We start from the raw sequence: 14301 nt of genomic DNA, 5'->3' as shown, positions 1-14301 counted from the left end.
ATACGTCGTTCGGGGATGTCGGGTTCGGCGTATCGGGTAATTCGCAAAGAAATCGCAGGGAGTAAATCAATGGGCAATGTCCAGACCGCCGCCAGCGCACACGAGGTGCTTTGGCGCCAGGCGCCAGGTGGCGAGTTGGTCGACCTCGGGCGGGCACACCGCGTGCCCTTGGGCCAGCTGCGTTTGCAGCGAGCGCCCAAGGGTATCCTGAGCCGACGCGAAGCGATCCTGCTCGGTGTGCTGGCGTTGCTGGTGCACGGCGCGGTGATCTACTGGGTCAATCAGCAGCCGACCACAGTTCTGCCGATCGTGCCGCCGGAAATTCCGCCGATGACCATCGAGTTTTCGCGTCCGGCGCCGCCAGTGGTCGAGCCGCCGCCACCGCAACCTCCGCAGCCGGTGGTGGAACCGCCGTCGCCAGTGGTGGATGAACTGGCGGCCAAACCGGCGCCGCCAAAACCGATTCCCAAGCCAAAACCAGTGGTCAAACCAGTACCAAAACCGGCGCCCAAAGCAATCGAGCAACCGCCCGCGCCGCCACAACCGGCTGCTCCGGTTGCGGCTTCGGCGCCACCTGCACCACCGGCGCCCGCACCTGTGACACCTGCCTCGGCCAACGCCGCGTACCTGAAAAACCCGGCACCGGAATACCCGTCGCTGGCCCAGCGTCGCGGTTGGGAAGGCACGGTGTTGTTGCGGGTGCATGTGCTGGCCAGCGGCAAACCCGGCGAGATCCAAATTCAGAAAAGCAGCGGCCGCGAAGCCCTCGATGAGGCGGCATTAAGCGCCGTGAAACGCTGGAGTTTTGTGCCTGCCAAGCAGGGTGATGTCGCCCAGGACGGCTGGGTCAGCGTACCCATCGATTTCAAGATCCATTAAACCGAAACCTAATTCGCGCGAAACGTTTACACGAGGAATTCACCATGACGTTATTGGCATCTCCACTTGAATCCATCGAAAGCGCGGTGATCTGGCTGCTGGTGGTTTTTTCCGTCGCCACTTGGGGCTTGGCGTTGCTCAAGGGTGTGCAGTTCGGTCGCCTGAAAGCTCAGGACCGCAAATTCCATAACCGGTTTTGGGCCGCTTCGAGTCTCGATTCGGCGGCAGAATTAGCCGAAACCCAACCCGGCGCGGCGGCGCGGGTGGCACAGGCTGGTTATGCGGCGATCCAGGTGGGCGAGGCGCCACTGGCGGCGGATTTGAGCCAGGCGATCAATCATCAGGATCGCCTGGAGCGGGCCTTGCGTCAGCAGATCGTGCGCGAGCGCCGTTCGCTGGAAACCGGGTTGGCGGTGGTTGCAAGTATTGGTAGTACGTCGCCGTTCATTGGTTTGTTCGGCACGGTGTGGGGAATCATGGAGGCGTTGAAAGGCATCAGCGCAGCGGGCTCGGCAAGCCTGGAAACAGTCGCCGGCCCCATCGGTGCGGCGTTGGTCGCCACGGGTGTGGGGATCGCTGTCGCCGTACCGGCGGTGCTGGTTTACAACTACTTTTTGCGCCGTTTGAAACTGACGGCGGCGGATCTGGACGACTTCGCCCACGACTTCTACAGCCTGGCGCAGAAGCATTCGTTCCGCGTGCTGTTGCACCCGGTATTGAGCAAGTCCGGGGCCACGGTCGCCGGTCAGAAAGTCAAGGAGGCCTCCTGACATGGCCTTCTCCACGCAAGACAGCGATGAAGTGCTCAGCGAGATCAACGTGACACCGCTGGTAGACGTCATGTTGGTACTGCTGGTGGTGTTCATTGTCACCGCGCCGCTACTGACCAACGCGATCCCGATCAACCTGCCCAAGACCGAAGCCGTGGCGCCGGTGGAGCAGAAGGACCCGCTGGTGGTGAGCATCGACGGGGCCGGAAAGCTGTTTATCAACAAGGATGAAATCCAGCCGGACTTGCTGGAGTTCAAGCTACAGGCGGCCAAGGCCAAGGACCCCGAAGTGCGGGTGCAACTGCAGGCCGACGACGGCGTGAATTACGGCGAAGTGGCGCGGGCCATGGCGTCGATTGAGCGGGCAGGGATTACCAAGTTGTCGGTGATCACCGCGCGCTGACAGATTTTCGATTTTCCGGGGCCGCCTCCTTGGCAGGGTGCGGCCCCACCTCTTCATCATCTAAAGACGTTCACGGACGTCTTTTTTTGTGCCTGAAATCCAGTAAATAGGGGGCAGCGCTACTGGGCTCCTTAAAGGTTTTTTGAGTTCTAGCTCGCCAGCAGTAATGCGAGACGTGTCGAATCGGTTTTGTCACGCCGATTGTCACGCGGTGTAGTACCGCAGGGCCCCATCAGACATGGGCTGCAGCAGGGTGCGGTCTGGCGCAATGAGGTGGGCCAAGGGAAAAGGTTGCTGCACCGCAGCGAGGAAGGTCCATCGTCTGCCGCAGTGCACAGATAAGTCGAGTAGGCAGTCATCACCCTTGGGGAGTGACCGTGCGAGCCGCCAGCTAGATGGCCAAATCGAACGTTTGTGCCGTGGCTGGATCGGTTGCGGTGTAGGTGGCGTCGATACGGCCGATGGTTTCGATAACGTCCATAGCCCGCGTGGACAGTCGCCTGTCAGCCCGGTAGACCACCCCGAAACACGTGCCGCCGATCAGAAGCCCTCGCGGCGCATCGACGAAACTCAAGCGTTCGACGATGCCGTGCGACACCAGATGGGCCACCACGTCTTCTGCCGCAATGCCCACCAAGTCGGAACTGGTCACCATCTGGATGAGGATGTCGGTGTGCTTGCATTCCATATTGATAGGCAATGAACCTCTGCCGGCGCGTTCCAACAGCAGCACCCGTAACTCAGCGGGCAGTGACGAACAGGCCAGCGGGTAGTCGGCCAGTGCACGAAAAGACAGGTCGTCCGCCGTCTGCAAGGGGTGATGCCGGCGGCAGAACAACTGGAAACGCCTCGGGCGCAAGGCCTGAGTGACGTAGCCTTTGCTAGTTTCGATATGCCGCAGGTCGGCGATCAAAAACTCGATCTCGCCGTTGTCCAGGTATTCCTTGAGTGCATCCGGTACATCCACCCGCAGGTCGATGCGGGTGTCGCGGTAGCGATCGACGAATTCGGCCAGTGCGGCGGGCACCAGGCGTGCGGCGGGCAAAGGACCGCAGCCCAGGCTCAGCAGCGGTGCCGGCACTTGTTCCAGACCGATGATGTCGGCGCGCAAACTGCTGACCCCGTCGATGATCTCGCGAGCGCGGCAGCGCAAGGCCCGGCCCTGGGCCGTCAGGGCAAAACCACGACCGCCGGTGCCGCGCTCCACCAACTGACAGCCGAGGTTCTGCTCCAGCGCTTGAATGCTGCGGCTGAACGCCGATTGGGTAATGAACGTGGCCTGTGCCGCGCGGGTGAAGTTGCCATGCTCGGCGAGGGCGAGAAAATGTCGAAGTTGATGCAAGTCCATGACCAGTCTCATAGGGAATGACGGTGATGCATAGAATGCGTTTCACAAGGCGTAGGGGCGCTGGCTATATCCCTGACTACAGCAGGCGGGTAGAAGGTACAGTAATAACTTTTTTGGTTTAAATATCATTTTTTTATAACCATATCCTTCCTCGCTGATTTCGTCGCTTGAGGACTTCCCCGATATGCCTTACCCATTCCGAGCACTGGCGCTTCTCCTGAGCGCTTGTGCATTAACCGTGGCGGCGGAGCAATCGCCTTGGTCCGATCAATCGCAACCGACTGCCACCAGAGCCCGACAACTGCTCGGCACCATGACCTTGGAAGAAAAGTCGGCATTGCTCTACGGCTATGGCAGCAAAGTTGAGGGCCATCAGCAGTGGCAGGTGTATGTCAAAGGCAACCCACGTTTAGGCATTCCCGCCATGACCCAGGGCGACGCGCCCAGCGGGATCATGATCGGCAGCACTGCAGTTACGCAGATGCCGGCCACGGTCGCCTTGGCGGCAACTTTTTCCCGCCCCTTGGCGCTGGCTTATGGCGATGTGATCGGCCGTGAAACCCGCGATCTTGGCTACGGTGTGATCCATGGCCCTAATGTCGATGTGCTGCGCGACCCGCGCCACGGGCGTGCCCACGAATCCTTCGGCGAAGACCCGGTGCTGGTCTCGGCGATGGCTACCGCGTATGTCCAGGGCGTGCAGCGCCATCAGGTACTGGCCGATGCCAAGCACTTCGCGGTCAATACCGTGGAAAAGGACCGGCTGACGGTCGACGCCAGAATTGATCCGCGAACGCTCAACGAGCTGTATCTGGCGCCCTTCCAGGACGTGGTGCAGGACGGCAAGGTCGCGATGGTGATGTGCGCCTACAACAAGATCAACGGCGTGCACGCCTGCGATGATCGGGACTTGATCGAGAAACTGTTGCGCACGCAGTGGGGGTTCAACGGCATTGTGCGCACGGACGCCGGCGCCAGCCACACCCTGGACTCGCTGCGGATTGGCGTGGATCAGGAGTTCCGTGTGGAAAGCCAATTCGGCCAGCGACTGATCGCGGCGGTTCGCTCTGGCGATTTCCCTGAATCAGCAGTGGACCGGGCGGTGTTGCGCATCCTCGAAACCATGATGCGCTACGGCATTTTCGACCACCCGCCGCAACGCATCGCCACCGACGTGCAAGCCCACGCGGTCCAGGCGCAACAGGTCGCCGAGCGCAGCATTGTGCTGCTGAAGAACAGCCACGACCTGCTGCCGCTTGCACCGGGTATCGGCACATTGGCGGTGATCGGTGCCAGCGCCGCCGACACCCGCACCGGCGGCGGCCCGGCCAACCCGGCCGTGCAGGGCAAGGACACACTGTTGCAAGCGTTGCGCGACAAACTGCCGGCGACGCGTATCCTGTTCGAACCAGGCACCGACACCGTGTCAGCGGTGTCGGTGGCGCCAGGTTACCCACCGGTGCCAGCGGCCATGCTGCAGACCGAGGGGCAGGGCATGCCAGGGATTCAGGCGATCTACCGCACGACGGGCAATCAAACGCTGAAGCGGATTGATGCTTGCCTGTGTTTCACCCCGTCACGAGGGTTTGAGGATTTCGCTTTGTCCAGCGTGTCCCGCTACCAACTGCCACCCGCGAATGTCCGGAGCGTTAATTGGCAGGGGCATCTACGCATCACGGCTGACGGCGACTATGGCGTTGACCTTGTCGGGGGAGGCGTGGCCCGCTTGCAGATCGACGGAAACACCGTGCTGACCCTCGACTCATCACGCCCGGACAGCCGGGTCCAGCGTTCGATTGCCCTCACGGCAGGTCTGCACCGGATCGAACTGGAGCACCAACCGTTGGCCGCTGGCAGCCACTTGAAAGTCGGCCTGCTGGCGCCCGCTGACGTGCTGGATGCGCGGATGCAGGCGGCGGTGGAGGCCGCGCGGCAAGCGGATGTAGTGATTGTGCTGGCGCGAGATCTGGCCAGCGAAGCCAACGACCGACCGAGTCTCGACTTGCCCAATGACCAGAACCGCCTGATCAAGGCCGTCGCGGCGGCCAACCCACGCACGGTGGTGGTGCTGACCACCGGCAGTGCGGTCACCCTGCCCTGGCAAGGGCAAGTGCCCGCGCTGATCGAAGCCTGGTACGGCGGCACCCGCGCGGGTGCGGCCATTGCTCGGGTACTGTTCGGGGAGGTCAATCCGTCTGGACGCCTTCCGGTGTCGTTCCCCGTGCGCGATGCTGACCTGGCCACTTCGGCCCTCAGCAGTTTTCCTGGAGTCAACGCCGTGGCGCGGTATCCCGAGGGCCTGGCAACCGGCTACCGCCACCACAATCGCGCCGCCGCACCGGCAGCAGCCTACCCGTTCGGTTATGGTTTGTCCTATACCCGTTTCGAGTATGCCGACCTGACACTCTCCAACACGCAGTTCGAGGTCGCGAAGCCCGCTGCCGATGGCACGTTCAAGGGCTTAAAAGCGCTGCAAGTGCGTTTCACCGTGACCAACACCGGCCCGCGCGCCGGCACCGTCGTGCCGCAGCTTTACCTGCGTCATCCGTTGCAGGCTCAGGTGCCGACGCCTTTGCTCAAGGCGTTCGACAGCCTGTACCTGGAACCGGGTGAACGCCGGGAAGTGGCGTTCGAGCTGGATCAGCGAGCGTTTTCCACCTTCGATCAAAACCAACGACGCTGGCAGGTGCTAGCCGGTAGCTACACCGTGCAGGTGGGGGATTCGTCCCGGGAGATCCTGCTTACGGGTGACGTGAGCGCCCGCCTCGAATGACGTCAGACGCGGAATGCATGAGAGGCATGAGATTTTCGGCTTGTACAGCCGGTGGGCCCCGCTGCTAAAACAGCGTCCAGCGGAAGCAACTGTGCTCCCGCTCACCACCGTGCCTTGCCACCTTACGACCTGACCCGATCACGGGAAGCCACAACACCGACCGCACGCCTCTAGCGTCGGCGAGTGTCGGAAGCGGCTGCCATAAAAAACACCCGGGGATCAGATCAATGAAGCCAATCACCACCACCCTCCATCGAGGCGCCTTGCTCGGGCTGTTATGCCTGCCCAGCGCATATGCCCAGAGCGACGAGCCGGCCGCCGAAAAAGGTAGCCAGGCCGCGCCGACGCTCAAGTCGGTGACGGTCACCGCTACACGCCGTGAAGAGTCGCTGCAAAAGGTCCCGGTGGCCGTCACGGTGGTGGACGGCGAGCAACTGGAGCGGGACAACCGCAACAGTGTCGGATCGATCGTTCAGCAGATTCCGACGCTGAACTACCGCACCAGCGCTTCGAACAAGGACAGCTCGCTGTTCGTGCGGGGCATCGGCACCATTTCCACTTCGCCTGGCGTGGAGCCGAGTGTCGCGACGGTGATCGACGGGGTGGTCTACGCCCGTCCGGGCCAATCGACCCTAGACCTGCTGGATGTGGACCGCATTGAAGTGTTGCGTGGCCCTCAGGGCACGCTGTTTGGCAAGAACGCTTCGGCCGGCGTGCTCAACATCGTCACCCGCGACATACAGGACGAGACCCACGGCTTCGTCGATTACTCGCACTTCGGCGGCGGCAACGAAAACCGTGTCCGCTTCGGCCTCGGCGGGCGCTTGAACGACACGCTCAAGGGCTCGCTCACGACCTCGTTCGGCGAGTACGACGGCAACGTCGAAAACGTCGTCAATGGTCACGACACCAATGGGTATGAGCGCAAAGGTGTGCGCGGCAAGTTGCAGTTCCAACCCCAGGACGACTTCAAGTTCACCTTGATCGGCGATTACAGTGACGGCGAAAACGATACGCCGTCGGTGCTGGTCAAACCCAGCGCCGCAGTGGCGGCGGCGATATCGCCAGTGGTGCCGGGCGACGATAACCGCAAGATCAAGAGTGACTACAAGACCTACGTCGAAGACACCAACCGTGGCTTGTCGCTGCAGGCGGATTGGTCGCTGGCCGACTACGCTTTGACCTCGATCAGCGCCTGGCGCGGATGGGACAACACCCAATACCAGGACAACGACTACCTGGCTGCCTTGCCCATTACCGCCGTGCACGACAAAGGTGAGGTCGACTATGACCAGTTCAGCCAGGAGTTTCGCCTGACCTCGCCCAAGGGCCAGTTCGCCGAATACGTGCTTGGGACTTACCTGTTCCATGGCAAGTCAGAAGAAACCTATCGGCGTCTGTCCGTCAACAATTCGGTGCCCAACAGTGGCCGCGCTGACTACAGCGCCACCAACAACAGCTACGCGGTATTTGGCGAAACGACCCTGAACTTCCGTGACGACCTGCGCGGGATCTTCGGCCTGCGCTGGACGTTGGACGAGATCGAATACGCCCATCGACGCGTCTCCACCTCACGCGTCGAAGTCAATTCCGTGCGCCCATCCTTCGCCAGCAAGGGGTCCCATGACGACTCGGGTGTGTCCGGGCGCCTCGGCCTGCAATACGACATCAACGACAACCTGACCTCTTACGTCACCTACTCACGGGGCTATAAAGGGCCGGCCTACAACGTCTACTTCAACATGCAAGCAGTGGACCTCGAACCGCTCGATCCGGAAACCTCCGACACCTATGAGCTGGGTCTCAAGAGCAGCGCCTGGAACAATCGCCTGACCGCCAACCTGGCGGTGTTCCATTCCAAATACGACAACTACCAGGCCAACTTTTTCGACGTGGTCGGCACTTCGGTGGTGACCCGCCTGATCAACGCCGGCTCGGTGACCAGTGAAGGCGTGGAATTGGACTACGCGTTGCAGGCGACCCAGCGCCTGAAAATTTCCGGCGCGCTGGCCTACACCCGGGCGCGTATCGACGCCTTCGAATGCCCGTCGGGCGCCGCTGCAAGCTGCAACATCAACGGCAAACCGTTGCCCTTTACGCCGGACTGGAAAAGCTATGTGCGGGCGGACTACACCATCCCGCTGGACAACGGTTGGGACGTGGAGCTAGGCACCGATTACAGCTGGCAGGGCGAGGTTCAATACAGCCTCGACCAGAACCCCAACAGCGTGCAGGGCGCTTTCGGCCTGTGGGGCGCCAGTGTGGCTCTGGCGGATTACAACGCCGGTTGGCGCGTAGCGCTCGTCGGCAAAAATCTGGCCGACAAATCCTATTCCCCCGTGCTGTCGTCGGGTGCCAGTACTACGCGTGTCGTTCCTCGAGACGATGAGCGCTACTTCGGCGTGCAACTGCGCAAAGATTTCTGACCCTCCCAAGGCTGGAGAAAAACCATGAGCTTGACCCTGGAACGTGTGAACCCGCTGCTCGGAGCCCGAGTCAGCGGTATCGACCTGGCCTCTGTCAACGACGGGACCCTGGCGCAGATCGAATCGGCCCTGGTGGCGCATAAAGTGCTGTTCTTCGAAGACCAGCACTGGAGCGCCGCGCAACAAAAGGCCTTTGCCGAGCGCCTGGGCGAACTGCACGTGCACCCGGTGTTCGACGCCGACCCTGCGGTGCGCGAACTGGCGGTCTTCGCCTACGACGACAAGCGCAAGGGTGCCAACGACACCTGGCACGCCGACGTGACCTTCGCCGAGCGCCCGTTGAAGCTGGGCATTCTGTACGCCGAGGAAATTCCCGAAGTCGGCGGCGATACCCTGTGGATCGACACCGAGGCCGCCTATCGCGCGCTGTCGGCACCGTTGCAGGAAGTGTTCGGTGGGTTGAGAGCGGTGCATGACTTCTGCAACGCGAGGAGTCCGGATGCCGCGCTGGACATCGAAGGGCTGGAAAGCCTGCGGCGGGTGATGCCGCGACCCACCGTGCACCCGGTGATCCGCACACATCCGGTGTCGGGCAACAAGTCGATTTATGTCAATCGCGCCTTTACCACGCACATTGCCGGCTTGTCGCGGTTGGAGTCCGAACATCTGTTGGCGTTGCTGCTGCAGCATCTGCAAATTCCGGAATTTCAGATGCGTTGGCGCTGGAAGCAAAATACCGTGGCGATTTGGGATAACCGCAGCACGCAGCACCTGGCGGTGGCCGACTACTTTCCGGCGCGCCGTCGGGTGCGGCGTGCGGCGGTATTGGAAGAGGCAAGACCTGTATGAAGTTGCGTAGATTGAAATATTGGCTGGCTGTGCCATTGACGGCGTTCATGGCGCTGGCACAAGCGGAGGATCTGACCATTCGCATCGCCGGCCCGGACCTGAGCGCTGGGGCGAAAGTCAGCGGTGGCCCGGTGGCAGATGTCCTGTACACCCGGCACATGCTCGAAGACGCCTTTGTCGCCGATGGCATCAAAGTGCAGTGGCACTTCTTCAAGGGTGCCGGCCCACTGATCAACGAAGCCATGTCCAACGGCCAACTGGATGTGGCGTTTCTCGGTGACCTGGCCTCGATCATCGGGCGTGCCAGTGGCTTGCAGACCCGACTGTTAATGGCAACGGGCCGCGCCACCAACGGCTACCTCGGCGTGGTTCCCGGCTCCGGCATTCAGCGAATCGAAGACCTGAAGGGCAAGCGCGTCGGCATTTTGCGCGGCACCGCCGACCATCTCGCCTTGATCGACGTCCTGGCCAGCGCCGGTTTGCAAGAACGTGACGTCAAGCTGATCAATCTCGACTTCAACGCGGTAAATGCAGCTCTGGCAGCTCGCCAGATCGATGCCAGCTGGGCGCCGGCGCGGCTGTTTGCGCTGAAGCAGAAGGGGTTGATCGAAATCCCGTTGGGTAGTCAGCAGCTTAATGGCAAGGGCGCGGGGCAGGGCGGATTGGTAGTGACTCAGGCGTTTATTGACGCCCATCCGAAAGCCGCACTCCGGTTGGTCGAGGTGGTTGCCCAAGCACTGGATTGGCTCTCGCAGGAAAAAAATCGCCAGGCGCAGATCGACCTCAGCGTCGAACAGTCGGCTTACCCGGCAGCGGTGCTGACCGAGGCGCTGGCCGGTGGCGATCTGGGTTTTATCTATTCGCCCTTGCTGGACGAGCACTACCTAAGTGTGCTGCGCAAGGACGTGCAGCTGGCCACGGATGCCCGACTGATCCGCAAGCCGTTCGATGTGGACCAGTGGGTTGAACCCTCCATTCTTCAACAGGCACTGCAGCAAACCCAGCTCAGCGATGCCTGGAAACCGGCGAGCGAGTATCGCTGGACGATCACCAAGGACACCGCGCAATGAGTCAACCGCACACCTCTTACACCGCCGACCCGCAACGCTATCAGGGTCGTGATTACCGTCGCGCCGGTCGCAGCGGCTTGTTGTTGCCAGCACTGTCACTCGGGCTCTGGCACAACTTTGGCGACGACACACCGCTGGCGCGCCAGCGCGACATTTTGCGTACCGCGTTCGATCACGGCATCACCCATTTCGACCTCGCCAACAACTACGGCGTGCCCTACGGCAGTGCCGAAAGCAATTTGGGGCGGTTGTTACGTCAGGACTTCGGTGCCCATCGCGATGAGTTGATCATTTCCACCAAGGCCGGCTGGGACATGTGGCCCGGACCTTACGGGCAGGGTGGCAGCTCACGCAAATACCTGATCGCCAGCCTCGACCACAGCCTGGCTCGGCTGGGCCTGGATTACGTTGACGTCTTCTACTCCCACCGCTTCGACCCCGATACGCCGCTAGAAGAAACCGCTGAAGCATTAGCCTGCGTGGTGCGCCAGGGCAAGGCCCTGTACATCGGCATCTCTTCTTACTCGGCAGAGCAGGCGGATGAAATTGCCGCGCTGTTGAACGCGCGCCAAGTGCCGCTGGTGCTCCAGCAGCCGCTGTACAACTTGCTGGATCGGTCGATTGAAACTAACGGCGTGCTGCAAGGTGCGCAGGATCGAGGGGCCGGGGTGATCAGCTTCTCGCCGCTGGCTCAGGGATTGCTCTCGGGCAAGTACGCCCTAGGTATCCCGGCGGACTCGCGTATTGGCAAGGGCAGCCACTATTTGCCGGAGCAAGTGTTGAACGACAGTCTAAACGCGCGTATTCAGTCCTTTGAGAACGTGGCGGCTCGGCGCGGGCAAACTCTCTCGCAACTGGCACTTTCCTGGACGCTGCGTGACCCGCGAATCACCTCGGTGTTGGTGGGTGTCAGCACACCTGAGCAATTGATGGAAAACCTGCAAGCCTTAACCAATCTGGAATTCACTGCAGAGGAGTTAGTGCAATTGGCCGATGCCTGATCCGGTCCACCACGTCTATGCGCAATCCCTCGAGAAGAGTTATCGACGTGGTGACTGCCTACATCGGAGGACGGCAATGAAGTCTGAGTTCGACATGACGTTGTTTCTGAGCCCCGTGCTCAAAGGTGCGCGCATGCCACGCGGCAGCGGCACATCAGGCAAGCAGAAAGGATGCACGAGGTAATCCGTGAGCGCTGGAGTTGCGCAACTCCCTGGTCCTGGAGGAGCAAACACGTGAGATGGTTTCTGGAGCACTATCTGCGTTGCTCAGCACCGGCGACCGTCTACTACTACGAATTAACAGCAGGGTTGATCCGCCGCAGAAAGGCGCGACTCGTGGTTGTCTGATAGACGCTTTTAAGCGTGAGGGGCTTGGCTGAAGAGGCGTAGGCATACCAGAGATTTAGCGACAGTCGTCACTCCTGTCGCCCTGCTGCACGACACGGATTGTAGCTGGCGTCGCGTACCTTTGGGTGCTCATCGAATCGGTACGACGTTGCGGTCCCTGGTTTGATTGATGGCCGATGCCGACAGGCTGCCGGTGGCCGCCTTCTGGATATGTTCACTCCACCAAGCCATCATCGGACGACGGCGTTCGATGTAATCCGTCCGGTTGTAGGCGCTACGAACTTCGTCCTTGTCGACATGCGCCAGCGCGACCTCAATCAGCTCCGGATCCCAGCCATGCTCATTCAAGATGGTGCTCGCCATCGAGCGCAGGCCGTGGCTGACTAGACGGTCCTGAAAGCCCATGCGCTTCAATGCCATGTTGGCGGTCTGGCTATTGGCATGGGTGCGGGGGTTTCTATCTGAGGGGAACACGTACTCTCTGTTACCGCTGAGTTGCTTGAGTGTCTCCAGTAAAGAAAGTGCCTGATCGGTAAGAGGGATTGTGTGCGGCCGACGCTTTTTCATGCGCTCTGGCGGAATGGTCCAAATGCGCTTGTCGAAGTCGATATCTGCCCATCGCGCGGTGGCTGCTTCGGCAGGGCGGGTCATCGTGTGCAGTTGCCATTCGATTAGGCAGCGGGTCGTGCGCTTGATGCTGGCGTTCGCGATTTCCATCATGAGCTCGGGAAGCTCCTCAGGTGGTAGCGCAGCCATGTTCTCTTTCTTGGGTTTCTTGAACACCGCCCGAATTCCATTGAGGGGGTTCGCGAATATCAGCCCGGAGTTGACCCCGTAGGTCATGATCTCGTTGAGTCGTTGGCTCAATCGTTTCACGGTTTCGAGGCTCCCTTTGGCCTCGATTGGACGAAGGATCTTGATAACCATCGGAGCAGTGATTTTAGAGAGCGGCGTTGTTTTCATGCTTGGGAAAACATGGAGCGTCAGCGATCTCCAAATGTCTTCGGCGTAGGCTTTGGTTACAGAGTCTTTCTTCAGCTCGAACCAGGCGGTGGCCACCTTCTCGAAAGTGTGTTCAGTCTCAGCAAGTTTGGCTTGCCTTACCTCATCACGCTGGGTTTTGGGATCAGTGCCCAAAGCGAGCAACTCACGCGCCTCTGCGGCTTTCTTCCGGGCGTTGGCTAGCGAGAGGTCGGGGTATGGACCAAGCGCCATGTTGATACGGCTTCTGGTCAACGGCTCGCGGTAATTGAAATTCCACATCATTGAGCCGCTCGCGCGTACTCGAAGCTGTAAGCCATCGCCGTCGCTGAGGACGAAATCTTTACCAGTTGCCTTGACTGCCTTGAGCTGGCGATCGGAGAGGCGGGTTGCGTTAGTAGGCATGGGGCTACCTCCAGCACCGTTTTGGTATCCTGAAAATAGCATTTGGCAGTCCGGGATACCACCTGGGATACCAAAGCGGCTGGAACTCAGAAACCCTCCAAAGCTCCCATAAGCGCTGAAACCCCTGTGTTTACTGGATTTCAGGCACAAAAAAAAGACGTCCGTGGACGTCTTTAGATGTTGAAGTGGTGGAGCCGGGGGGATTTGAACCCCCGTCCGCCAGTACTCCGCTGTCGGTACTACATGCTTAGCCGTGTCTACTGATTTAATCCGCAGCCGCCCGACGGGCAGGGTGCTTTGGATGAGTTGTGTAAGTTTTAGTCACTTCGCCCACAACGTGCTACGCGACGATCCTGTTCTGTATGACAATCATTTCGGGTTTACAGGCATCCCCTAGTGATTGCTGGAGCCGAAGCTACCAGAAGCAAAGGTCACTTACGCTGCGAGAGCGTAGGATTCCTCGCCGTAGGTTTCGTCATTGGCAACTATAGAAGTTGCAACAGTGGATTTACGAGTTCTGTTACCAACTCGGCATGCACCTAGAGTTTCGCTACCGGCGTCGAATCCTAATCGGCCCCGCACTAGCTCTTGGCTAACGCACCTTACGGCGCGTAGGACGGAGTATACGCCATTGCGCGGGCGACGTCGACAGCCGGTCCAGTCGCCCGCTTTTGGGCTTACGCGCCGCCGCTGCTGCTGCCGCTGCCTTTCTCGGTTTTTTCCAGGCGCTCCAGGACCTTGCTGGTAATGGCAATGCATTCCTTGGTATCGCCCGAGGCCTGGGCGGCCTTGGCTTTGTCGACGTGCTCGGTGATGGCTTTGTCCAGGCCTTCGGAAGTGGCGCCGGCGGTGGCCATGCTGTCGTCGATCTTTTGCAGGTTGGCGGCGCAGAGGTCATCGGCGGCGAACACCGGCGAAGCCAGCAGGGTGGCGGCCGCGAACAGGGCCGAAAGTGCGGTACCTTTCATGGGTGTCTCCTCTGGGGCCTCTGGAAGGTGGGCCTGTAAGGTGGACTGCGGGGGATTGGCGGGGGTTCCATCGGGATGTG

11 protein-coding genes, 1 other RNA gene and 1 pseudogene are annotated in these 14301 nt (G+C 60.7%); 9 read left to right on the top strand and 4 right to left on the bottom strand.

The features are described from left to right. The first annotated feature begins 69 nt into the window (after positions 1-69). Genes AC3RCM_RS23975 through AC3RCM_RS23965 form a run of 3 tightly spaced genes read left to right on the top strand, consistent with a single transcriptional unit; the run spans position 70 to position 2052 of the window. On the top strand, positions 70-879 hold the full coding sequence (locus AC3RCM_RS23975) for an energy transducer TonB (RefSeq protein ID WP_492629192.1): 810 nt from the start codon (positions 70-72) through the stop codon (positions 877-879). A 44-nt stretch (positions 880-923) separates the two neighbouring features. Continuing rightward, positions 924-1649, top strand: coding sequence for a MotA/TolQ/ExbB proton channel family protein (locus tag AC3RCM_RS23970; RefSeq protein WP_019691759.1), 726 nt, complete (start codon positions 924-926; stop codon positions 1647-1649). Between the two features lies 1 nt (position 1650). After that, positions 1651-2052 carry an ExbD/TolR family protein gene (locus AC3RCM_RS23965; RefSeq protein WP_008055381.1) on the top strand — a complete coding sequence of 134 codons (402 nt, stop codon included), beginning with the start codon at positions 1651-1653 and terminating at the stop codon, positions 2050-2052. A 391-nt stretch (positions 2053-2443) separates the two neighbouring features. Here the strand turns inward: AC3RCM_RS23965 and AC3RCM_RS23960 are convergent, their stop codons facing one another. Beyond that, positions 2444-3400: a LysR family transcriptional regulator gene (locus tag AC3RCM_RS23960; protein WP_492629191.1), complete on the bottom strand. Its 957-nt coding sequence runs from the start codon at positions 3398-3400 to the stop codon at positions 2444-2446. A 313-nt stretch (positions 3401-3713) separates the two neighbouring features. Between AC3RCM_RS23960 and AC3RCM_RS23955 the strand changes: the two genes are divergently transcribed. The 6 genes and pseudogenes from AC3RCM_RS23955 (at position 3714) to AC3RCM_RS23930 (ending at position 11867) form a co-directional block, all read left to right on the top strand. Then, positions 3714-6173 (top strand): beta-glucosidase, encoded by a 2460-nt coding sequence (locus AC3RCM_RS23955; RefSeq protein ID WP_492629190.1) that lies wholly within the window; start codon positions 3714-3716, stop codon positions 6171-6173. A gap of 227 nt (positions 6174-6400) precedes the next feature. Next, entirely contained in the window at positions 6401-8599 is a 2199-nt protein-coding gene (locus AC3RCM_RS23950) for a TonB-dependent receptor (RefSeq protein ID WP_492629189.1), read from the top strand. A 24-nt stretch (positions 8600-8623) separates the two neighbouring features. After that, entirely contained in the window at positions 8624-9448 is an 825-nt protein-coding gene (locus tag AC3RCM_RS23945; protein ID WP_492629188.1) for a TauD/TfdA family dioxygenase, read from the top strand. Further along, on the top strand, positions 9445-10518 hold the full coding sequence (locus AC3RCM_RS23940) for an ABC transporter substrate-binding protein (RefSeq protein ID WP_492629187.1): 1074 nt from the start codon (positions 9445-9447) through the stop codon (positions 10516-10518). The genes AC3RCM_RS23945 and AC3RCM_RS23940 overlap by 4 nt, the downstream gene beginning before the upstream one ends. Next, on the top strand, positions 10515-11519 hold the full coding sequence (gene mgrA, locus AC3RCM_RS23935) for an L-glyceraldehyde 3-phosphate reductase (RefSeq protein WP_492629186.1): 1005 nt from the start codon (positions 10515-10517) through the stop codon (positions 11517-11519). The genes AC3RCM_RS23940 and mgrA overlap by 4 nt, the downstream gene beginning before the upstream one ends. Positions 11520-11595: 76 nt before the next feature. Then, positions 11596-11867, top strand: a pseudogene (locus AC3RCM_RS23930) (hypothetical protein). Positions 11868-11996: 129 nt separating this feature from the next. Here AC3RCM_RS23930 and AC3RCM_RS23925 read toward each other — a convergent pair. The 3 genes from AC3RCM_RS23925 to AC3RCM_RS23915 all read right to left on the bottom strand — a co-directional run bounded on the left by AC3RCM_RS23925 (position 11997) and on the right by AC3RCM_RS23915 (position 14221). Next, positions 11997-13253 carry an integrase domain-containing protein gene (locus AC3RCM_RS23925; protein ID WP_492629185.1) on the bottom strand — a complete coding sequence of 419 codons (1257 nt, stop codon included), beginning with the start codon at positions 13251-13253 and terminating at the stop codon, positions 11997-11999. A 186-nt stretch (positions 13254-13439) separates the two neighbouring features. Further along, positions 13440-13831: a transfer-messenger RNA gene (gene ssrA / locus AC3RCM_RS23920) on the bottom strand. A 99-nt stretch (positions 13832-13930) separates the two neighbouring features. Further along, a complete protein-coding gene (locus AC3RCM_RS23915; protein ID WP_004576166.1) occupies positions 13931-14221 on the bottom strand; it encodes a PA2433 domain-containing protein in 291 nt (96 codons plus the stop codon). Between the last annotated feature and the right edge of the window lie 80 nt (positions 14222-14301).

The sequence above is a fragment of the Pseudomonas sp. GW823-FHT05G12 genome, from assembly GCF_058795575.1.
Note: the sequence above shows the minus strand (reverse complement) of the source record. Positions and strands in the feature narration are given on the sequence as shown.